The sequence below is a fragment of the Lentibacillus jeotgali genome (assembly GCF_000224785.1).
Lineage (GTDB): Bacteria > Bacillota > Bacilli > Bacillales > Amphibacillaceae > Lentibacillus > Lentibacillus jeotgali.
Genome location: NZ_AGAV01000023.1, coordinates 1 through 21,487, shown reverse-complemented (window position 1 = coordinate 21,487; position 21,487 = coordinate 1). Strand labels below are relative to the sequence as shown.

Below are 21,487 nucleotides of genomic sequence, written 5' to 3'. Positions count from 1 at the left end.
CTCCCTCGCCATATACATGATATGCTATGCAAGAACGAGGTATTATGTGTCATAGGCCTAATGACAGTTCCATTTATGCCGTAATGTATCTGTCAGCAGATCCCTGAGAAATTCCGGGAGAAAATAGTGCTTTTCTTCCGCTCTGGCAATCTCGGGAAGCAGGCGCCCGAATGTAAAGGTGTCAGCCGTCGCTACTTTATACAAATACTCAGGATCCAGCGGCTTGCCATTGTGAAGAATTTCTTCCGCATATTCACTGCCATCTTCCCGCAATACTGTCTCAACCTCAATACCGGCGTAAATCATTTTACCGAGAATTTCTCCTCGAAAACCGAAACCTTTTAACTTCAACTCCGTAAAATCCCGTGACAGCGATCCCCGGATGACCTCCGTCAATTCGTTACCTGTTAGTTCCACCATACAAGGATTGATCGGGTGCGGACAAATGCGGTGAATATCCTTATGTGTCACCTCTCCCGCTGGAATCTGGTCAAGTAATAAACCTGCATTCAGCATAGAAACATCGGCATTAGTCCATTCCTTGAGCGTCCCGGTCAGCTTCTGCATGATGTCGGTGTGCTGAAACCATTTCACATCGATTGGCTCTTCCAGATTAATAACTGATTGTTCAAGCAAGGTATTTGCTTTATTTGTCAAATCATTCAGGGACTGTTCTGTTGCCAGATCACGCGGGAGTTCAGTCATGTCATGAACAGTTGCGGTCTTATCGATAAGGCCTTTTCGTTCATGATCCCATGTCAGCACGACTTCCCCGGCAAACCCGCAATGCTTTCCTGCGGCTGTGATGATTGTATTGTTGACGGTCTCACCGGATCGCAGCAAATGGTGTGTATGTCCGCCAATAATCACATCGATATCGTCAAAACGGCGGGCAATTTCCTGATCTTCGCTAATACCCAAATGTGACATTAAGACAATGATATCCGAAGATTCCTTCAGCTCGTTTATGTGTTTTTCCAGCGTTTGAAATGGTGTGGTAATATGCCAGTCAAGCAGTTCATAAAACGCATTAAACGGGGCGGTCAGACCTATAACGCCAATTTTTATCCCGCTGTCCGAATGGATATGTACTGTAGAATGCAACCAGTCCGGTTCAGTGCTTGTCAGGCTATGCAGATTGGCACAAATCACCTTAAATTCGGCATCATCATATAAGTGGTGCAGATCCTCATGCGCCATCGTAATACCTTCATTATTACCGATTGTGGCCAGATCATAACCGGCATCATTCATCAGTTCCACATTGGCCTTGCCCATGAATGCCTCGGCAATCGGATGCACCCGGTCAACATGATCACCTATATCAATCAGCCAGCATGCGTGATTTTCAGCCAGACGTTCTTCCTTCGCACCTTTTAAATAACCGGCAACCTGGGGCCAATTGTCAAAATTACTGTGTAAATCATTTGTATAATAAAAGTAAATTTTTTCCTGCATCTTATATACTCCTTATAACAAACCTTCAATAACCAGCCTGATTCCGATGATGATCAACAGCAGACGTAATATCCATTCGAGTATATCGTTTTTGAGCAGCTGATTAGCTTTGGCACCCAATGCTCCACCGATCCAAGCACCAATAATGAAAAAGATAACGTACTCCCAAACGACATGACCCAGCGCAATATGTGTACCTGCACTAATAATACTGATGAAGAAAATGACAAACATCGAAGTTGCTGCAGCCGTATGAACCGTAAAGCCCAAAAGAAGAACCATGGACGGCACAATAATTGAACCCCCGCCAATACCAAACAGACCGGATATTAGACCAACGATCAACGAGATCGGAAATACGGATAAGAAGGGGATGTTTTGCTGAGAAGATCTATCTTCCGGCGGTTTCTTGCGCTTCATCAGAAAGAGAAATGACACAGCAATCATCAGCAATCCGAAATACAGTGAAAAGTGATCCGTGTTGATAAACTGATTCAGCCAAGATCCTATTATACCACCCGGGATACTGCCGGTTAAAAACAACAGTCCAATTCTGATATTTATTCGACCGTTAACATAATAAGCAGCAGCCGATGAGAATGCTGTGAATACCATTGTAATCAGTGAGATTCCAACAATCACATGCGGGGTTGCCCATGCAAATGCCTCCGAATAATAATGCAAAAACAACAAACTCGGAATTAATATAACACCGCCGCCCAGACCCACGAGACTTCCTATAAATCCTGCCAAAAATGCTATCAGAATACAAATTATATAAATCAAAAACATCACTTCCAACATTACTCTCTGCCACTATATTAGCACGAATCAGGCTGTATTTATATTTTTTAACCCTCTCCTTACTATTATAATCGAAATAATATTGGAAAACGGGGCATGAAAATAAAAAAAGTATTTACTTTTAATGCCCCTTTTTCAGGTCTGGATTCGATTATAGGAGTGAAAGATACATAAAAAGAATCTTCTATATTTCCGTTTTAATAATGAATATGCAAAGTCAAGGTATACTATATATATTCACCATTTTAAAGTAACTAATCAGGCAAATCCGTTTCAGCCATCCATCCTAAGGCATATATCCGAACGTTTAAAAAAATAAATCGAAGGGTACTTTTACAGCAGCAAAATCTCAGCGGAGGTTCATCATGAATGATTTAACAATCTCTATAGTTATTCCCGCTTATAACGAAGCAGAAAACATCAAACCCATCCACAGAGCATTGCAAAAGGAATTTGCTAAGCTTTCCTGTTCTTATGAAGCTGTGTTTATCGATGATGGCAGCAAAGATCAAACATTAAAAACGCTTCAATCACTTGCCGCTCAGTGTCCTGAAGTGAAATATATTTCATTTACCCGCAACTTTGGCAAAGAGTCAGCCATATTTGCGGGTCTTGAACATGCAATAGGAGATGCGGTCATTATTATGGATGCAGATATGCAGCATCCCCCCGCTATCATTCCGCAGCTATTGAAAGGTTACCATGAAGGCTACCAGCAAGTCATCGCGAGGCGGAACAGGAATGGCGAAGCAAAATCCCATTCATTTCTTTCTTCTCTTTACTACAAGACAATCAATAACGTTATTAATGTGGAATTGAAAGACGGAGAAGGTGATTTCCGTTTACTTGGCAGAAAAGCAATCGAGGCAGTACTGGAACTGAGTGAAGGAAACCGATTTTCTAAAGGACTGTTTTCATGGATCGGTTTTGATCAGAAGACAGTTTATTATGAAAATATACAAAGGGAGAACGGCACTTCCAAGTGGTCCCTCAGACAACTGCTAAATTACGGGATAGAGGGTATTGTTTCCTTTAATCAGAAGCCTCTGCGTATTTGTCTCTATGCGGGTTTAATCAGTCTGTTTCTCGCATTAGCCTATATCCTGTTTATGTTGTTTCAAATCATTCGTTATGGTGTTGATGTTCCAGGTTATTTCACGCTTATTTCTTCTGTCCTCTTTCTTGGCGGTGCGCAGCTTTTAAGCCTGGGCGTGATTGGTGAATATGTGGGGAGAATTTATATGGAAACAAAGAAAAGGCCGCATTATCTCGTACAAGAATCCAATACGGACTGTGATCGGGAATGAAGTTGCTAAATAACGAATTCATACGGTTTATTATCGTGGGTGGGTTAAATACCGCAAATTACTATATTGTATATGTCATTCTATATAATCTGCTGGATTGGTATTATCTTATCTCCCATATCATTGCCTTCTTTATCAGCATGGTTCTTTCTTTTTTCCTGAACGTTTATTTCACTTATAGGGTGAGGCCAACACTGTCTAAGTTCCTTCAGTTCCCGTTGACCCAGCTAGTAAATGTCACGGTTTCATCACTCTTGACCTATCTTTTTGTGGATCATCTGGGATGGAATGGAAATATTGCTCCAATAGCTGCTGTATTTTTCACTGTACCCATCACATTTCTAATAACGAGTAAAATATTGAAAAAATAGGACGGGAAATTCAATGAAAAAAACGAAGCAATTTTGGCTTTTGGCCGGATTCAGTATATTGACTGCGGTTATCGCACATGCCTTCTTTCTTTACCAGTGGAAGCAGGGAGTATATATGGCAGGTCCCAATGATGGGCTATCGCAAATGGTTCCATTTCGTCAGATGGTTTACGAACAGTTGACAAGTGGAGATTGGTTTTACGCCTTTGAGTTTGGACTGGGCGGCGGAACAACCAGCCAGCTTGCCTATTATTATGGTATAAACATATTTTTCTTTTTGACTGCCGGGATTGTTTATGTTCTTGAAATATTATCAATCATTGATGAACCGGATGTATTGTTTTGGGCACAGGCGACAGTTTTTATTAGTGTCGTAAGGCTTAGCATCATTTTTGGCATCACGACATATGTATTCCGTTATTTGAACATGGGCAGAATATCAGCATTCATTGGGGCTGTCTTATATGGTGCATCAGCAATGTATTTCCGGCATGTCACTTATTGGGAGTTCTTTGCAGACGCCTTTCTATGGCTGCCGTTATTAATTCTTGGTGTGGAAAGAATAATCAGGGAACAAAAGCCAGGCTGGCTCATTGCGGCAACAGCGATATCCTTTTTTGACAATTTTTATTTTGCTTATATTAATGGTTTCTTTACGGGTATTTATATTCTCGCAAGATGGTTATTCCCACTTGTAAAAAATGAAGCAGCAAAACTAACCCAGATAAAATACTATAGTATCTCTGCATTGCTTGGTTTCAGCATCGGTTCCGTTGGTTTTATTCCTGCAGTATGGGGCTTTTTCAATAATTTACGTCCGGGTTATGATCAGGAATTCCCACTGGTTGACGCGACAAGCAATATTCTGTATGACAGCTACTTATTGATTCTGCCCGCAATATTTGTGTTTATGGTTGGGTGTCTCCCATTATACAAAAAACCGTTGTTTCGTTTTTTCACTGCATTAAGCGCATTTTTAATTGTACTGCATTACATTCCGTGGGCGGCAAGTTTTTTTAACGGTTTTTCCGCTCCCCAACACCGATACGAATACCTGGCTTGCTTTACGATTGGGGGAGCAGTAGCCGCCGGACTGCCATTGCTGAGAAAAATCAATCGTAAGCATATGATCCAATCGGGGATTTGGATGATATTCGTCTATGTTGTGTTCTATGCTACAGATTCTACATATGAAGTGACGGATTTAGCATCTGCTTCCTTCATTATTCTTGCAGCCCTTATCCTGTTGTTTGCCTTATTGATTACGAAATATGGAAAAAAAGCTTGGTATGGAGTGCTTACCACAGTGGTTCTTTCGCAAATAGTACTCATGAATCAATTCCAATACGAAAAGCTTTATACTAATGGAGACGTTCATACAACGTCGAAGGACTATATTTTAAGTGATAATTATTATTCCAAGGAACAACAGGAGCTGATTGACGATGTCATGCGTTCAGATCCCTCGCCGCTGTCCCGGTTAAGCTGGAAAACAGATAGCAGGAATAATACGCCTATCATACAGGGATTTCCAGGAACCAGTCTCTATTCCAGCATTCTAAACGGACATCTGTTAGGTTTGTATTATTTTGATCTTGAAATCGATATGAAACGGGAAAGTGTAAGCCGTTATTCAGGATTAGGAGACCGGGCAAACTTATACAGTTTGTTTAGAGGAAAGTATGTCATGTACGAAAAGGGGGATGAAACAAATATCCCATATGGCTTCAATCCTTATAAAGAAAGTGAGAATTATGTAGTTTATAAAAATACAAATACCCTGCCATTTGTACGGTTATCGGATCATATATACAGCGAAGCATCACTCAAGCAGCAATCCCCGCTTGAACGAGAGCAAGCAATGCTGAAGGGGCTTGTCGTTAAAGATGCTGCTTCAACGACAGAGGAAATTCCTAATGAGGAAAACCTGATAGATAAAGCAGAAGTCAAGCCTATTGGTGGGACTTACTCAAGGAACCAGCTGGAAATCACGGAGGAAACGGGCGGCCTGGATATTACGATACCTGAGAAAGCACAGCAAGCGGATACAAAAGATTATTATGTATCGTTTTATTTAAGGAATAACGTAAAAGAAGCACCGGCATTTCCATTGCATGTGAATAGTTTTCAAACGACGAGAAAATCCCGTGAATCCATTTATAAAACAACTGTTAATCAGATAACTATCCGTGTTCCGGCACCTAAGGATAATGAGATTTCCATTCGGATGCCTGCGGGGAGTTATACACTCAAAGATTTAGAAGTATATACCGAAGATTATCAGACACTTGAAAATGCAAAACAACGGTCGAGTAAACATCCAGAAGTAACAGTGGATGGAAATAAAATAACCGTTAAGAATCTGCAGGCAAGTCAGGATGGCTATATGGCAATACCTGTCCCCTATGAAAAAGGCTGGCATGTCAAGGTCGATGGCGAGAGCAGGGATATCAATCAGGTCAACTACGCTTTCTTAGGGACGTCTATTACAGCAGGAGACCAGACTGTCGAATTTGTCTATTATCCTCCATATTTCCGAACAACTTTGATTATAATGGCAGGTTCTCTTCTTATCACGGTCATTTGGTTACGAAGAAACAGAAAAAATAAGAAATCCTAATTCTGGAACCGACGTTATCCGGCACGAATCATTTTAATCTTAGAAAACTTGGCTTTCGCCAAACTTTAATGGCGAAAGCCTAAGTTGCACTTATGCAGTTAAGAAAGTATTTATACTTGTTACAGCTGATATAGTGAATGAACTTTAAGACATCGAATTTTTATTCCTTACGGCCAACCATTATTATCTCTTGTGGAGGTTTCTACAATTAATTTCCTGCTTATTTTGTCTTTATCATGCTATTTTATATTCAACAAATGAATTTTTCCTTACAAAAAGTTGAATTTCATAATTGTTGTTAAAACGGCCGCAAAAAGATTTGAAATATAAAGAAGTTTTATCTAAAAAATATCCTTTGGACAGACATCTTATCCAAGGGGAAAACTTATTTTCTACCTGTGTTGTTCCACAAAAGCGTCCGATCGTATTGAGGAAGAGTAATTTTATACCCCCGAGATGTACCTGGTACTTCACTTAACCATCAAAACTTTAATGTAGTTAATAACTTCCGTCCTTTTATTCGCCCAAGGTAACCCTATGACGAACTTATAGCAGGTATCATTATCAAGTTTTATATTAACAGCATTTGGAGAAACACCCATAACCTTAGCTTTATCGATTTGCTTAACATCTTTTATGGGAATCACCAAATCGCTCTTTTGAATGTTGAGAGAATGGGGTTTAAAATATAAATTCTTATCTGTGATTTTTAACTTCCCTCCAACATATTCTAAACCCCTTTTAAGATTAGAACCTATATCCAACTTTATCTGTTCACCTTCTGTTAATTCCATGCTAATCCTCCGTAACCTAAAAATAACATATCTAATGTTTTATTCTATAACAAGCCCACCTGAAAATGGGATTTTAGTGCTTCCTTTTTTTCCGGATTTGCGCCCTATTCAGGCACAGTGATGTTAGCCTAATAATTGGACACAGAGAACAGAGATTTTTATACTGAAACTATTAATTCTTAGGAGTGTCCAAGATGAGCGGGAAACGATACGATAAAGAGTTTAAAATGTATGCTGTAAAGATGGTGACGGAAGATGGCAGAAAGGTGGCAGAAGTAGCACGAGAACTGGATATAGTCCATCAAACATTGCATAAATGGGTGGCTAAATATGAAGAAGAACAAGAAGATGCCTTTGTAGGGAGCGGGAACCTTCCTGCCAAAGATAAAGTAGAGTATGAAAAGGATAAGCGTATTCGTGACTTGGAAGAGGAGAATGCCATACTAAAAAAGGCTATGGGCATCTTCGCAAAAAGCCGGAAGTAATTTATGACTTCATCGAAAAACACCGACACGAATTCCGTGTGGCGAAGATGTGCGAGGTATTAGGTGTTTGGAAAAGTGGCTATTACGATTGGAGGGTTCGATCCAAGAGTAACCAGGAAAAGCGAAAAGAAAAGCTCACAGCACAGGTGAAGCGAGTATATATAGAGTCCTATAGAAGATACGGCAGCCCAAAAATCACAGAAATATTAAAACAGGAAGGCTGGGACGTATCACAAAAGACTGTGACCCGTATTATGAAGGAGAATGGCTTACGTTCGAAAACAGTGAAGAAATATAAAGCAACGACAAATTCAAAGCATTCTTATCCTGTTTATCCTAATTTATTGAATCAGAATTTCCACGTAGACCACCCAGGAGAAGTTTGGGTTAGTGATATCACTTATGTATGGACCAATGAAGGGTGGTTGTATTTAGCCACTGTCATGGATTTATTTTCAAGAAGAATCATCGGTTGGGAAATGAGCAGGCGAATGACAAAGGCTTTAACGATGACAGCTTTACAAAGAGCGATTCGTCAACAGGAACCACAGGAGGGACTGATTCATCATTCTGACCGTGGCAGTCAATATGCAGCCCATGACTACCAGGCCATTCTACGAAACTATAAGATCACGACAAGTATGAGCAGAAAAGGCAACTGTTATGACAATGCTTCTATCGAATCTTTTCATAGTGTCATGAAGAAAGAGCTTATATTTCATCAAAGATATCAGACACGTGCACAAGCAAAGCAAAGTATATTTGCCTACATCATGACTTTCTATAATTATAAACGTGTTCATTCGTCTATAGGATATTTGTCACCGATAGCTTATGAGAAAAAGTATGCGCAACGAATGGCTGGAACGAACGGAGTGGAATTTCTGTTACCTTAAAAGTAATGATGGGGAGAATTTGTTTCTCTGCAGCGAAGGCTACAGGAGTAGCCTGATAAATACTTAACAGGAATTCCAAATTTTAAGTGTCCAATTTCTTGACATAGGTCCACAGTGTTTATTCAACAACCGCGCCCGTTCGTATAATTGAATAACTCCGATTCACTATATTAACTTTTATCTATCTATTGTCTCTTATTTTCCAGAGGCATTACTTGAATATTTCATATAACTTGTAACGTGAAAAAGTCAGTTTTGCGGGGAAAGCTCAATTTTCTCTTCTTCCCCGCTCTCCAGGTGATACTGGAACAGTTCAAAGGTTTCTGACTGGTTCGCTTCGCTCGTCTCTTTTACATAGTACAGGAGTGTGTTATCTTCGCTGAGCTGCGCATGCTGTACGGAATCATTGATGTGAAGGCGGTCTCCTACTTCTCCGGATGCACGGTCATACGTTACCATGTCGTACTCATACAAGCCATCTTCCCCGTAATTCATGATTGTCTGGTATAATAATTTATTTTTATCCTCCATCCACACTACTTCACTGATCGGGACTTCACTGTTTTTATTGGATACGACCTTCATCTCCTTCGGCTTTTCGATGTTCATTTCATAAATGCGCTGCACGGATTTAAACATCGAATCCGGCGTGGCGTTTTTATAATCATCGGGCAGCACCATAAGCAACCTTTTTCCATTCTCTGCTATGCTTAACGAACTTGGGGAATACGCCTCAAACGACCGTATTTCCTTTAAGTCGCCGTCCGGATTCAAAGTATATAAGCCTGATGTTAAAGGCATGAACCCTTCTTCCGGCTCCCCTTTAGTACTAAGGTGGATCCCATTGATGATCAAGCGTTTTCGAGCCGGATCCTTCACGAGATCGGTGATAACACCACGCGCCTGCAGAACCGTTTCTATCTTACCACCCTCCGCGGAAATAGTATGAACATCGCTGTGTTCAAGCTGAAATTCTTGTTCACCGGGAGGAGCTTCCGAGTAACCGGTCGTTTCCACAATGGACAAATCTCCGTTTTCGTTGAACACCGGACTCCACAGCTTCTGTGATTTTCCGGCCGTGTAGACTTCATGACGTTCTGCCTCGCGACCTTTCACATACAATGTCTGCTTGCCGTCTGATTCCATCACATAAGCGATACGCCCATCCGGTGCGACGTTGTATTCGCCGGTAAAAGACGGCTTTGTGTTTTCACTGGATTCCACGATGCCTCCCACCGCGGCAAGACCGGCTGTCACGACAGCAATAAAACTGAATACAATAAGCATTCTTTTTTTATTCATTTGATTGCCTCCCTTATTCAAATAATCCCATGAGAGACGGAACGATGAGCGGCCAAAACATGTACGTTAGAATAAGAACGGTCAGAGCCAGGCTTCCAACCATCAGTTTCGGATAACGGGGGAGCAGCTGAATCTGAACCGTATAAAGCACCGCCCATAATGCCATAGGAATAAACACATGTAACAAAATGCCAGCGGAAGCGCCAAACCCCATAGCAATAAGAGAAATATACAATGCTGCCAGCCCACCCACGAGAGCGAGCGTAATATTGACGATGTGGATAATGCGCCGGGACATTTTATGTTCTTTCTGCTGTTCATACGTCAGTACGGTCCGGTACACAAGATACAGATTGAGCAGTAACATCAAAAGAAGCGCCGGGACTAAGAAATCGTAATAAGTCGCCCATGACCATTGGGTAATAAGAAACAGAAGGTTCAGTACCAAACCAAGTGCCAGCCAAAGCTTCCGGTTTACAGCAAAAGTGCGGTTTAATGCGAAAAACAATACAGCCGAGTGCCCAACCGTTCCAACGAGAAGATACCAAAGGGCTGTCTGCTCCTGAACAAGCACCGTTATATATTTCCCGAATGTAAACAAAAAACCGAGCAACGCAAGTAAGAGCAAAAGCTCCCGGCGGTACGGAAACATCGCCTGCTGCAAACCGTCACCGATATGAGCTCCCTCCTCCGCTTCCTCTTCCGTTTTTCCTGCTTCCATTTCTTCATCTCGGCGCATCAGAACGTGTGTCAGCATCTCCTCATACAAGTCGTCCCGCTCGGAGCGGCTGCAGTCAGTCTGTGCGGCGATCCGTTTCACATAAACCTCCAACTTACGTGTCATACGCTCTTCTAGCCTTAAGAAGTAGACTATGAAGCGATGCCCAATCTTTTTGCTTACGCTCGAGCTCGGTTCCACCTTCTTTGGTCATCGTGTAATATTTTTTCCGTCTTTCGCCTTCCGGGGCGCTCCAGTACGAAGTCACCCAGCCCTTACGTTCCATCCGTTTCAGCGCCGGGTACAGCGTTCCTTCACTCATGCTGTACGCTTCATCACTCAAACGTTTCAGTTTCTTCGTCATTTCGTATCCATACAAATCCCGTTCCGCAATCAACGACAGAAGAATCAGATCAATGTTACCCTTCATCATTTCTTTATCCATAATCTATTCTTCCTTTCACTGGAATACAGGGGCAGTATAAAATATTATACATCGTAATACAAGGGTTTATGTAAATTTCCATTCTTATCATTTCTTCCCCGATGCTAAGATAAAAGTATAACAATCTGAAGAAGGAGACCTGCCAAATAACCCCCTAAAGGGGGTACTATCCCAACTATCCCAGGAGGTTACTTTCATCAAACCTTTTTACAATTTATCGAACTTTATTTCATTATCAAGACCTAATTTGTAGAAAGTCTTATAAAATAGAGGTTGATACATATTAGACACGTCTAATATGTATCAACCTCTTACTTCTTTTTCAACAATAGCGCCCTTCGTATTATGGAATAGTAAAATACCACCAACCACTTCTTATTTATAGTTTAATTGCTTATTTTTTGCTATTATCTTCCTTCTCATACTCTTTTACATAAGTTTCTGCTTGGTCTAAAAGATCATCAGAACGATTATATCGTGCGTGCCTATCAGGATGCCCTAAAATATAGGTGTATTTTTGCAGACGAATCTGTCTAATAATAAGTGCTATAAGGATAACGCCTAACGATATAAACACTCCAGTTCTGTAATTTAAGAGTAAAAATATAAAAAAAAGAGATAATGAGGGAATTGCAAATATTGATTGAGCTTTTTTCATACCCTTTAACACCTTCCATAAATAGCCAGTTGAAAAAATGTTTTATCAGCTAAAGTTTCTTCTTCGATTAAAGCGTCCTATTACGGAGTATAAAACTACCCATCTTTTGTTATTTGTTAACAAGGAAAAATATTCAACCGATTTATCGCTTTTGAATATTGACTGCTGTTCCATACGCCAAAAGTTCTGCAGCTCCACTGGCAACTTGTGATGTCACAAATCGAACATTAACTACTGCACCGGCTCCTAACTTTTCCGCTTCTTGAACCATTTGCTGTGTAGCCTTTTGTCTGGATTCCGTTAGCATTTCTGTATATTCTTTCATTTCTCCACCCACGACATTTCTAAAACTAGAAACAAGATCTTTCCCAATATTTTTTGCTTGAACAATGTTACCTCGAACCATTCCTTGCACTTCCGTAATTTTGTATCCTGGAACAGTTTCAGTATTTACTAAGATCATCCTGATCTTCCTCCTTTTTCTCTTTAATTCTGTCTCTCAGCACACCAATAAAAATTAAAAGAAGACCTAAAATTCCAATCACAATAGAACTTATAAAAAGAATAAGACTAACTTTTACATTAATTACTCAACTTTCGCACCAAGAAAATCGCAATGAATTCAACACCTATCAGGACCCGTCGGGTCTGACATATAGTGCTTGACATTAGGCTATAACATGAAAAAACACCTCAGCTTTTGGTATAGTTGATTTAACCACAATCACTACCAAAATAGAAGAGGTGTCTCCTACTATGATAGCGAAAAACGACCTGAATAAGCAACTGCCAAATGAAATAAAATCGACATTTATAGAATTAAATGTGTTAAAACACTTGCGCAACGCAGGCATTACGAAGTCCTTTGGCTTTTCGTGTGCTTACATTTTTCAGCTAATCTTTAGTTTAATCTTTGAAAACAAAAACTGGTTTCGGACGCTTGAAAGCAAAAAAGTCAATGATGTTCCGGCAAAGGATACCGTTTATCGGTTTCTGAATCAATCGACGTTCAACTGGCGCCGTTTTCTGCTTTCACTGGTCGCTTATACGATTAGTAAGGTATCAAAGCTGACACGCCATGACCGTCCAAAGGTTCTCATCTTAGATGATTCATCTTATGATCGGAACCGAAGTAAACACGTAGAGCTTCTGGCTCGCTGTTTTGATCATGCATCACAGAAAATGCGTTTCTACAAAGGTTTTCGGATGTTGACACTTGGATGGTCTGATGGTGCTACATTCCTACCCGTCGATTTTTCGCTGTTGAGTTCGAAAAAAAGCAAGATTAACGGAATATCTGAAGACATTGATAAACGCAGTTCTGGTTACAAGCGTCGTCAAGAAGCGTTACAAACGGCGCCGGAACAGATTCCGGGTATGATTAAACGTGCGATGAACGCCGGTATTGATGCCTCCTATGTACTGATGGATTCATGGTTTACACAACAGCCCCTTATTAAAGACCTGACAGAACAAGGCCTTGACGTGATTGGCATGGTCAAAAAGTTAAAGCAGCGATATCTTGTAAATGGTAAACGTGTAAGCCTGGATCAACTGTATCGACTGGCTTCACCGACCGATGGAAAAAGGGGCATTTTGCGCTCCATCCATACAACACAGGCCAATGGTGTCCCTGTCAAAGTTGTTTTCGTCCGTAACCGAAACAAGAAAAGTAACTGGCTTGCGATTCTGAGTACTGACTTCACACTAAGTGATCAGGAAATCATTCGTATTTATGGCATGCGCTGGGATATTGAAGTTTTCTTCAAAACGACAAAGTCTCTTTTGAAACTCCAAAAGGAGTTCCAGAGTCGTTCATATGATGCGCTTATCAGTCACACGACCATTGTGTTTACAAGGTATATTGTCCTGGCATGGCAAAATCGCTGCAGTACAGATGACCGAACATTAGGCGGTATGTTTTATGAATTATGTGATGAAGTAAATGACCTTGATTGGGCTGTTGCGCTACAGCAACTAATCGAGATTCTTGAAGATACCTTGAAAACGACTAATAAGAAAGTACAACAACTCATCAAAAGGCAACTACAACAATGGATAGCGGGTCTGCCGAACTATATCAGGGTTTACCTGCCTAATTTAGCCTGCGAAAGTTGAGTTAATTATAAAAAAGGATATTACATTTGATAAAATAAATATTGTGATAGCCATTGGTATCAAAAGAACTCCAAACCGAATCATAAGATTCTCCTCATTTCAGACAAGCTTTTTATTAAAATTCCCAGCCCAAAAAAGCCCAGCCAATAAAAGCAATAATAGCAATAATTAATACAACGTACTTTAATACCGGTCCTTTGAAGCGCACTATATCTGCCTCCATTTAAATAATACTTTCATAGCCGTACGATCAATAGCATAAAAAGTTTCAGAATACTAATTGATTCATTCCACAATCTGCCCCTCATACGGAAAAAAGGACGCCCCTCTTATTACGGAAAAGCGCCCGATGATTGAATAAATTTTTTTGTTTTTTCATCATAAATGCTCACCCGCTTTATTCTGCGTCAAATAAAGCAACAGTGACAGCTATAGCAGAAGCAATAAAAATGATGTTAGCCTAAAAATCCATAATTACACAATCCTTTCATTTAATACTGTTATAATATCTGTTATACAGAATAACACGGATATCTTTTCCTGTAATAGTCCGTTTAAAGGTTGTTCCATTCCAAGACTTATTCCGGAATGGCGCCCTTTTCTTTAATAAGCAATCCCCCACTAATTCATATCGTTGAAGGCTTTCGCGGTTCGTTGTCAAAGCTTAAATGCCTCCTCATATAACGAATGAGCATGCACCCTTCGTGATAATCAGTACGCCTTTTCCCGAATGGTTTCCACTTCCTCATTAATCGACTGAACATTGAGGTTTGGTGTCTTTTCATCCGAAAGCTGGTACTTTTCTTTCAAGTGTGTGATGCGTTCAACGCTTTTATTAATCCTTTCTTCGCTTATTTCCCCGTTTTCAACAGCAGTTTTTAATTTATCAAATACAGTGGGAATCAAATCCGAATTATGGGCAACAAGCAATAAATCTCCGCCTGCTTTCACTGACCGGACGGCTGCCTCAGCGACATTATATTGATTTGTAATGGCGCCCATCGTCAAGTCATCGGTGATTACGACACCATCAAAATCAAGATCCTCCCGCAAAATGCCCGTTATTACCTTTTTTGACATGGAGGCAGGATAATTTTCATCGATTTTTGGTAGCAGAATATGTGCAACCATGCTGACATCAGCACCCTTCGAAATGGCTTCCCTGAATGGCGCAAGTTCCAATTTAGACAGTTCCCCGTAGCTTTTATCAACCTTAGGAAGTTTTAAATGGGAATCCTTGCTGGTATCCCCATGCCCGGGAAAATGCTTCATGACTGAAATAACCCCTTCACTTTGGATTCCTTTCATCGTCTGGATACCCAACTTTGATACGATTTTCGGATTGTTGCCAAACGAACGATCGCCGATAACAGGATTATCCGGATTACTGTTAACATCGAGGACAGGCGCAAAATCCAAATTGAAACCGAGTGTTTTCATCTGCTTACCGAGGATGGAACCAGCTTGAAAGGCCACATCTGGATCATTCATCTTCCCAATCGAACGACTTGACGGCAAACTTTTCACCCCATCAGGCATTCGCGTCACACTGCCGCCTTCTTCATCGACCCCCAGTAATAATGGGTAAGGATTGTCAGCATTCGCAGTTTTCATCTCATTTAAAAAGTTGACGGTTTGCGTCTTGCTTGTAATGTTATCGCCATATAAAATGACACCTCCAACATGATACTTTTGAATGATACTTCTTGTCTCAGCCGTCATTTTTGTTCCATTAACACCGCTAAAAATCATTTGCCCGATTTTTTCATTAAGGCTCATATTGTTGCCTGTATCACCTGAATGAATGCCTTTATCGCCTCTGCTTATTTCCTTCGATAATGAAATATGATCCACGTCAGGGTTATCAGCATCACCGGAAGGCTTCGGGAACGCCCATTTCAAGACATAATCATTAGAAAGTTCATAAACAAGAATGATTTGATTGTGATCATCATCCTGGTAGTAATGCGTATCATCAAATTTTTTATATGATTTAATTGTTTCAAAATCGAACGACGTGAATTGATCCTGCGATGAACGCATATCGGACACAATACCGTCTGTAATACCGACATCAATGTCATGTGATGGATAGTTCAAAAAACGCCCGACATCCGTATCCGTGGTCTTATCCGGTTTCCCCCAAGTTTTTTGCACCCCATCGGTGGTTGTTTTACCGACAACGATATTACTTTGCGGGATTTTTCCTTGTTTGGCTAAGTTAAATATATTGTCCAATGCTGCTTCAGGCTCTTGGGCCTCTTCATTCTCATGACTCGATGATGGATTCTTTGGTTGTTGGTCTGCTTGTTTATCATTTGTATTATCGCCCAATGAACGGATGAAAAAGAAAGCCGCCCCAAGAGCGATGATAGCAATGAGGATTATAATGGTGATGCGCTTGATCATAGTAATTCCTCCGCGAATAATCATTCCATTATTCGGTTTGCAGTGTAATAGGGAGCCTCTGACACCCCGACTCCCTAATTTAAACCCTCAATATATTGGCGTTATTCTTAATTAGAGAAAAGCGACCGATTGCTGAATAGTCTTTTCCGATATTTAGCCGATATTGAAGAACAAAAGGTAACCATCACTTTTGCTACTACGTTTCCGCATGTTCCAACATGTTCTTTTACTTCAATCTTATCACAAAACCTAATTACACTTATAACATTTAACTGAATATTTTCATAACCACTGCATTATACACGATAAAACAGTTTCGCTACAATGGAACTAGAGAATGTTTCAAAAAGTGAGTGATTCCATTGTCCAACATTTTGCTAATTGAAGATGATACAAGCTTGTTTCAAGAAATAGAGGAACGCCTTTCCAGTTGGGATTATGAAGTATACGGTGTAAGTAGCTTTAATGAAATCATGCAAGATTTTACAAGCCTAAAACCAGATTTGGTTATTATTGATATACAATTGCCGAAATACGATGGTTTCCATTGGTGCCGGATGATTCGGACGCACTCCAATGTTCCCATTATCTTTTTATCTTCCCGCGATCATCCTACCGATATGGTCATGTCGATGCAGCTTGGCGCGGATGATTATGTTCAGAAGCCGTTCCACTTTGATGTATTGATTGCAAAAATACAAGCGATCCTCCGACGCGTTTATGATTACAACACGGAGCAAATAGAACTGCGCACGTGGAATAGCGCGACGCTTGATTATGCCAAAAATACAGTAACCAATCAGAAAGGTACGATTGAGTTAACGAAAAATGAAATGTACATCCTGAAAGTTTTAATCGAGCGTAAAAACGAAATTGTCAGCCGCGAAGAAATCATCCAGAGGCTTTGGGATGACGAACGTTTCATTAGTGACAATACCTTGACCGTCAATGTGAACCGGCTGCGAAAGCGGTTGGATGAACTCGCATTAGGCCGTTTTATCGAGACAAAAGTCGGGCAAGGCTATCAGGCAAAAGAGGTGGCCCAACCAAATGATTAAAAAGTACTTAATCGAGCGATGCAGCTGGCTAATCCTATTTATCGGATTACAACTGCTTACGATTTTTATTGCCGTGATCGACCCGAGCATCACGACCCGTCCCATCTTATATATTGTCTTTTTATCGACTGTTACCCTGGTCGTATTTGCCATCGTCCGCTATCGAAAGGAAACAGCATTTTATAAACAACTACGGGATAGTGATTACGACTTAACCGATATAAATAAGGGAACGAGCCCGTTCGAAAAAATTGTTGAAGAACGACTTGATGGGCAAACGAAACAGTACAAAAATGAGCTTTCACAACACAATATAAAATTGGAACAAGAAAAAGATGAGCTTTTATTGTGGATCCATGAAGTGAAAACACCATTAACCGCAATGCAGCTCATGGTTGAACGCGTAGAAGATAAAAAGGTTAAAGAGCAATTAAAGTACGAATGGCTGCGAATGTACCTACTTCTTGATCAGCAGCTGCATCAAAAGCGCATTCCTTTTATGGAAAACGACTTATATATCGAACAAACCAACCTGGAACCACTGATTTTTCAGGAAATAAAAGCATTACAATCCTGGTGTATGCGCAAGGGGATCGGTTTTGACGTTTCTTTAGAAATAGAGGAGGTTTTAACGGATGCCAAATGGCTCGTCTTCATTATTCGGCAGCTGTTAACCAACGCCATCAAATATACGGAAAGTGCCGATATTTCGATCACCAGCTACCGTGAACAACAGCACACAACGCTTGCCATCAAGGACCACGGCAGAGGTATTGATGCCAAAGACTTGCCGCGCATTTTTGACCGCGGTTTCACCTCTACTACTGCCCATCAGGACACCGCTTCATCTGGTATGGGACTCTATTTGGTAAAAAATGCGCTAAAACCATTACACATCAAGATCAGTGTTCAATCCAATGTCGGAGAAGGGTCGACATTTACATTAACATTTCCCAACAAAAATGAATTTGTTGCGATTACTGGCATGTGACAAGATTGTCACATGCCAGTATCATTTGTTCGGTGAATCGCAGGAAAAATGGATGGCATACGTTTATGATGGAAATAGTTTAAGGAGTGAGGACATGATGTTACAAGCAATGAAAATTCATAAAAGCTTTGGAAACAAATTTAATAAACAAGAAGTCTTAAAAGGGATTGATATTAACGTCGATAAAGGCGAATTCGTCAGTATTATGGGGGCATCTGGTTCTGGAAAGACAACACTGCTTAATGTGCTTTCTTCCATTGACCGGGTAAACCGAGGAACGATCATCATTCAAGGACAGGAATTAACATCGATGAAAGATAAACAGCTCGCAACATTCCGTAAACATCATTTAGGATTTATTTTTCAGGAGTATAATTTGCTTGACACGCTGACCGTCAAAGAAAATATTTTACTGCCACTGTCCGTTAATAACGTATCGAAAAAAGAGGCGAACCGAACATTTAAGGAAGTAACGGACGAGCTCGGCATCTATGACATCCGGAATAAGTATCCGAATGAGCTTTCCGGCGGACAAAAGCAGCGGACATCGGCAGCGCGTGCGTTCATCCACGAACCAAGCATTATTTTTGCAGATGAACCGACTGGGGCCCTTGACTCGAAATCAGCATCCGATTTATTAGATAAACTGAACAACTTAAATCACACACGGGACGCAACGATTGTTATGGTCACCCACGACCCGGTCGCTGCCAGCTATTCAGGACGGGTTGTTTTTATCAAAGACGGCCAAATGTATACCCAGCTCAATAAAGGTGATCAAACACGGCAGACCTTTTTAAAAGACATCATGACAACACAAGGTGTCCTGGGCGGTGTTTATAATGAGCATTAACCGTCTGATTTGGCAAAGTCTGAAGAAGAATATCCGGAGCTACTACCTGTACGTATTCGCCTTGATCTTTAGTGTGGCGCTATATTTTGCATTTGTCACGCTGCAGTTTGATCCGGCATTGGACACCATGTCGGGTACCGCTAAAGGATCAGCGGGAATTTACGCCGGATCAGTATTACTTATCGCCATTGTTACCGTATTTCTGTTATATGCCAACAATCTGTTTATTAAACGTAGAAGTAAAGAGATCGGTTTATTTCAGTTGATTGGCATGACAAAAGGCAAGATTTTTCGCATTTTGAGTATCGAAAATAGTGTCCTTTATGCCGGATCGATAGTCATTGGCATTTTTCTCGGTTTTGCCGCTTCAAAGCTGATTAAATTGATTTTCTTCCAAATAACGGGGATTGATCAGGTTGCGGCATTAAATTTTTCAGCTAAAGCCACGGGACAGACGCTGCTTGTCTTTCTTATCATTTACCTGTTCATTATGGTCATGAACTATTTGTTTATAAACCGGCAGAGCGTTCTGTCCCTGTTTCAGATAAGGTCCAAATCAGAGAATGTGAAAAAAATGTCGATTATGCAGATACTGATCGGAATTATTGGTATTGGACTTATTATGACCGGATATTATTTATCCACGAAACTATTCAGTGGAGATATTGATAACCAGCTCTTTTTTGCGATGTTGAGTATTTTAGGTTCGGTTATCATTGGCACCTACTTGTTTTTCAAGGGATCGGTCAGCTTTATCCTGCAGCTAATTCGCAAATCGAAAGCCGGCTACTTATCGATTAACAATGTGCTATCCTTGTCGTCGATCATGTTCCGCATGAAGTCGAATGCTGTACTGTTGACGGTCATAACAACCGTTTCTGCTTTGGCAATCGGCTTATTATCGCTCACGTATATTTCCTATTATTCAACGGAAAAATCGGCCCAGCAGATAGCGCCTAATGACTTTTCCCTTACAGATGCAGATGATGCCGATAGTTTTATGGAAGAGTTGAATGCGGAACAAATCGGATATGAAGAAACGCGGATTGATTTTATAACTGTCCGTGCCGATATAACAGACGCTCTGGAATCGGCTCCGAGCAATTTTAATGGTGAACTGGAGAATACCAGGATAGTGGTCGTCAGTGACCAAGCAACAGCGGACATCAATGTTTCACCGGATGAAGCGGCCCTTACCGGGGTCGGTGGTTCCATTTCGCAATTCCTTTCCTTTCAAGAGGAGGGCAACATAACCCTGTCCAGTCAAACCAGTACCATTGATGCACATTATATAGAATCAAAGGAAAGATCACTTTTGCCAAGGATTCAGTCACTCAATTTTCCAGTTGTCGTTGTGGATGATCGCGATTATCAGCAGCTGGAAAAAAGTCTGGACCCGGACATCCAAGGAGCTTTCGGTTACGAATACATCGGGATTGATATTGCCGATGATGATCAGCTGAATCAGGCAAATGCTATCTTTCAGGATTGGGACAACGAGGAGAAAAATCCGGCTTACAGTTACTTGGAAAGCGTCAACCAGCAAAAACAACAACTCGGTCTGACTATGTTTATTGTCGGATTTCTCGGGTTAGCTTTCTTGATTACATCCGGGTGCATTCTATACTTTAAACAGATGGATGAGAGTGAAGAGGAAAAGCCCACATACACAATTTTACGGAAACTTGGCTTTACCCAGGACGATTTAGTTCGTGGTATTTGGTATAAACAACTTTTCAACTTCGGTATTCCATTAATACTCGGACTGTTGCACAGTTATTTCTCCGTCAAATCAGGCTGGTTCATATTTGGTACGGAAATGTTAACGCCAACGGTAATCGTCATGGCCATTTATACCATTCTGTACTCGATCTTCGGTGTTTTATCGGTTCGTTACTATAAGCGAGTGATTCGAGAAGCATTGTAAACGGGCAGTCCTCTGCCGTCTAAAAGCATATAGCGGCGGAGAGTCTGATTCTATCATGGTAAGATAGCTGCTTTTTTGTATTGAAAGGATGTTGAATAATGAAAAAGCTCAAGGGCATTGGCATTGGAATTGTAGTAATATTAATTTTAATTGTGGGGTATACATTTCTACCACAAACAGTAACAGAAGTGTTAGACCGGGGAAATCCTTTTATTTCCCAAGAAGATGTATATGTTCGAATCGATGAACATCAACCAAAAAAGGTTCAGCATC

General features: G+C 40.7%; 17 protein-coding genes and 1 pseudogene. 9 read left to right on the top strand and 9 right to left on the bottom strand.

Annotated elements, in window-relative coordinates:
• Nucleotides 1-57 precede the first annotated feature (57 nt).
• Together ON01_RS17155 and ON01_RS17150 are read right to left on the bottom strand one after the other, a co-directional pair.
• Complete coding sequence (locus ON01_RS17155; protein ID WP_010532250.1) at nt 58-1,458, bottom strand: bifunctional metallophosphatase/5'-nucleotidase; 1,401 nt, start codon at nt 1,456-1,458, stop codon at nt 58-60.
• 12 nt (nt 1,459-1,470) lie between these two features.
• Nucleotides 1,471-2,250, bottom strand: coding sequence for a TSUP family transporter (locus ON01_RS17150; RefSeq protein WP_175284979.1), 780 nt, complete (start codon nt 2,248-2,250; stop codon nt 1,471-1,473).
• A 377-nt stretch (nt 2,251-2,627) separates the two neighbouring features.
• Between ON01_RS17150 and ON01_RS17145 the strand changes: the two genes are divergently transcribed.
• Genes ON01_RS17145 through ON01_RS17135 form a run of 3 tightly spaced genes read left to right on the top strand, consistent with a single transcriptional unit; the run spans nt 2,628 to nt 6,560 of the window.
• On the top strand, nt 2,628-3,569 hold the full coding sequence (locus ON01_RS17145) for a glycosyltransferase family 2 protein (protein WP_010532248.1): 942 nt from the start codon (nt 2,628-2,630) through the stop codon (nt 3,567-3,569).
• Nucleotides 3,566-3,940: a GtrA family protein gene (locus tag ON01_RS17140; RefSeq protein ID WP_010532247.1), complete on the top strand. Its 375-nt coding sequence runs from the start codon at nt 3,566-3,568 to the stop codon at nt 3,938-3,940. Before ON01_RS17145 ends, ON01_RS17140 begins: the two co-directional genes overlap by 4 nt.
• A 13-nt stretch (nt 3,941-3,953) precedes the next feature.
• Entirely contained in the window at nt 3,954-6,560 is a 2,607-nt protein-coding gene (locus ON01_RS17135; RefSeq protein WP_010532246.1) for a YfhO family protein, read from the top strand.
• Between the two features lie 470 nt (nt 6,561-7,030).
• On the opposite strand, the gene ON01_RS17130 is transcribed toward ON01_RS17135, so the two are convergent.
• Complete coding sequence (locus ON01_RS17130; protein WP_010532245.1) at nt 7,031-7,354, bottom strand: GRAM domain-containing protein; 324 nt, start codon at nt 7,352-7,354, stop codon at nt 7,031-7,033.
• 194 nt (nt 7,355-7,548) lie between these two features.
• Here ON01_RS17130 and ON01_RS19335 point away from each other — a divergent pair.
• Nucleotides 7,549-8,735: pseudogene (locus ON01_RS19335) on the top strand (IS3 family transposase).
• A gap of 249 nt (nt 8,736-8,984) precedes the next feature.
• Here the strand turns inward: ON01_RS19335 and ON01_RS17115 are convergent.
• From ON01_RS17115 to ON01_RS17095, 5 genes are all read right to left on the bottom strand, one after another.
• Nucleotides 8,985-10,037 (bottom strand): hypothetical protein, encoded by a 1,053-nt coding sequence (locus tag ON01_RS17115; RefSeq protein ID WP_010532244.1) that lies wholly within the window; start codon nt 10,035-10,037, stop codon nt 8,985-8,987.
• 13 nt (nt 10,038-10,050) lie between these two features.
• Nucleotides 10,051-10,857: a hypothetical protein gene (locus ON01_RS17110; protein ID WP_029329180.1), complete on the bottom strand. Its 807-nt coding sequence runs from the start codon at nt 10,855-10,857 to the stop codon at nt 10,051-10,053.
• Nucleotides 10,858-10,870: 13 nt separating this feature from the next.
• On the bottom strand, nt 10,871-11,200 hold the full coding sequence (locus ON01_RS17105; RefSeq protein WP_010532242.1) for a PadR family transcriptional regulator: 330 nt from the start codon (nt 11,198-11,200) through the stop codon (nt 10,871-10,873).
• Nucleotides 11,201-11,594: 394 nt separating this feature from the next.
• Nucleotides 11,595-11,858, bottom strand: coding sequence for a hypothetical protein (locus ON01_RS17100; RefSeq protein WP_010532241.1), 264 nt, complete (start codon nt 11,856-11,858; stop codon nt 11,595-11,597).
• Between the two features lie 142 nt (nt 11,859-12,000).
• Complete coding sequence (locus tag ON01_RS17095) at nt 12,001-12,321, bottom strand: YbjQ family protein (RefSeq protein ID WP_010532240.1); 321 nt, start codon at nt 12,319-12,321, stop codon at nt 12,001-12,003.
• A gap of 293 nt (nt 12,322-12,614) precedes the next feature.
• Here ON01_RS17095 and ON01_RS17090 point away from each other — a divergent pair, with 293 nt between their 5' ends.
• Nucleotides 12,615-13,976: an IS4 family transposase gene (locus tag ON01_RS17090; protein ID WP_010532239.1), complete on the top strand. Its 1,362-nt coding sequence runs from the start codon at nt 12,615-12,617 to the stop codon at nt 13,974-13,976.
• Between the two features lie 711 nt (nt 13,977-14,687).
• Here ON01_RS17090 and nagZ read toward each other — a convergent pair.
• A complete protein-coding gene (nagZ, locus tag ON01_RS17085; RefSeq protein WP_010532238.1) occupies nt 14,688-16,385 on the bottom strand; it encodes a beta-N-acetylhexosaminidase in 1,698 nt (565 codons plus the stop codon).
• 362 nt (nt 16,386-16,747) lie between these two features.
• On the opposite strand from nagZ, the gene ON01_RS17080 reads away from it, so the two are divergent.
• From ON01_RS17080 to ON01_RS17065, 4 genes are all read left to right on the top strand, one after another.
• The gene (locus tag ON01_RS17080) at nt 16,748-17,443 is read left to right on the top strand and encodes a response regulator transcription factor (RefSeq protein WP_010532237.1); all 696 of its coding nucleotides are present in this window, start codon (nt 16,748-16,750) and stop codon (nt 17,441-17,443) included.
• Nucleotides 17,436-18,434 (top strand): sensor histidine kinase, encoded by a 999-nt coding sequence (locus ON01_RS17075; protein ID WP_010532236.1) that lies wholly within the window; start codon nt 17,436-17,438, stop codon nt 18,432-18,434. The genes ON01_RS17080 and ON01_RS17075 overlap by 8 nt, the downstream gene beginning before the upstream one ends.
• Nucleotides 18,435-18,528: 94 nt before the next feature.
• Nucleotides 18,529-19,287, top strand: coding sequence for an ABC transporter ATP-binding protein (locus ON01_RS17070; RefSeq protein WP_040912594.1), 759 nt, complete (start codon nt 18,529-18,531; stop codon nt 19,285-19,287).
• On the top strand, nt 19,277-21,214 hold the full coding sequence (locus tag ON01_RS17065) for an FtsX-like permease family protein (RefSeq protein ID WP_010532234.1): 1,938 nt from the start codon (nt 19,277-19,279) through the stop codon (nt 21,212-21,214). The genes ON01_RS17070 and ON01_RS17065 overlap by 11 nt, the downstream gene beginning before the upstream one ends.
• Nucleotides 21,215-21,487 lie beyond the last annotated feature (273 nt).

What these genes read in the sequence shown, in the direction of transcription:
- ON01_RS17155 (WP_010532250.1), bottom strand. Translation starts at nt 1,458, where the DNA reads ATGCAGGAAAAAATTTACTTTTATTATACAAATGATTTACACAGTAAT.
- ON01_RS17150 (WP_175284979.1), bottom strand. Translation starts at nt 2,250, where the DNA reads ATGTTTTTGATTTATATAATTTGTATTCTGATAGCATTTTTGGCAGGA.
- ON01_RS17145 (WP_010532248.1), top strand. Translation starts at nt 2,628, where the DNA reads ATGAATGATTTAACAATCTCTATAGTTATTCCCGCTTATAACGAAGCA.
- ON01_RS17140 (WP_010532247.1), top strand. Translation starts at nt 3,566, where the DNA reads ATGAAGTTGCTAAATAACGAATTCATACGGTTTATTATCGTGGGTGGG.
- ON01_RS17135 (WP_010532246.1), top strand. Translation starts at nt 3,954, where the DNA reads ATGAAAAAAACGAAGCAATTTTGGCTTTTGGCCGGATTCAGTATATTG.
- ON01_RS17130 (WP_010532245.1), bottom strand. Translation starts at nt 7,354, where the DNA reads ATGGAATTAACAGAAGGTGAACAGATAAAGTTGGATATAGGTTCTAAT.
- ON01_RS17115 (WP_010532244.1), bottom strand. Translation starts at nt 10,037, where the DNA reads ATGAATAAAAAAAGAATGCTTATTGTATTCAGTTTTATTGCTGTCGTG.
- ON01_RS17105 (WP_010532242.1), bottom strand. Translation starts at nt 11,200, where the DNA reads ATGGATAAAGAAATGATGAAGGGTAACATTGATCTGATTCTTCTGTCG.
- ON01_RS17100 (WP_010532241.1), bottom strand. Translation starts at nt 11,858, where the DNA reads ATGAAAAAAGCTCAATCAATATTTGCAATTCCCTCATTATCTCTTTTT.
- ON01_RS17095 (WP_010532240.1), bottom strand. Translation starts at nt 12,321, where the DNA reads ATGATCTTAGTAAATACTGAAACTGTTCCAGGATACAAAATTACGGAA.
- ON01_RS17090 (WP_010532239.1), top strand. Translation starts at nt 12,615, where the DNA reads ATGATAGCGAAAAACGACCTGAATAAGCAACTGCCAAATGAAATAAAA.
- nagZ (WP_010532238.1), bottom strand. Translation starts at nt 16,385, where the DNA reads ATGATCAAGCGCATCACCATTATAATCCTCATTGCTATCATCGCTCTT.
- ON01_RS17075 (WP_010532236.1), top strand. Translation starts at nt 17,436, where the DNA reads ATGATTAAAAAGTACTTAATCGAGCGATGCAGCTGGCTAATCCTATTT.
- ON01_RS17070 (WP_040912594.1), top strand. Translation starts at nt 18,529, where the DNA reads ATGATGTTACAAGCAATGAAAATTCATAAAAGCTTTGGAAACAAATTT.
- ON01_RS17065 (WP_010532234.1), top strand. Translation starts at nt 19,277, where the DNA reads ATGAGCATTAACCGTCTGATTTGGCAAAGTCTGAAGAAGAATATCCGG.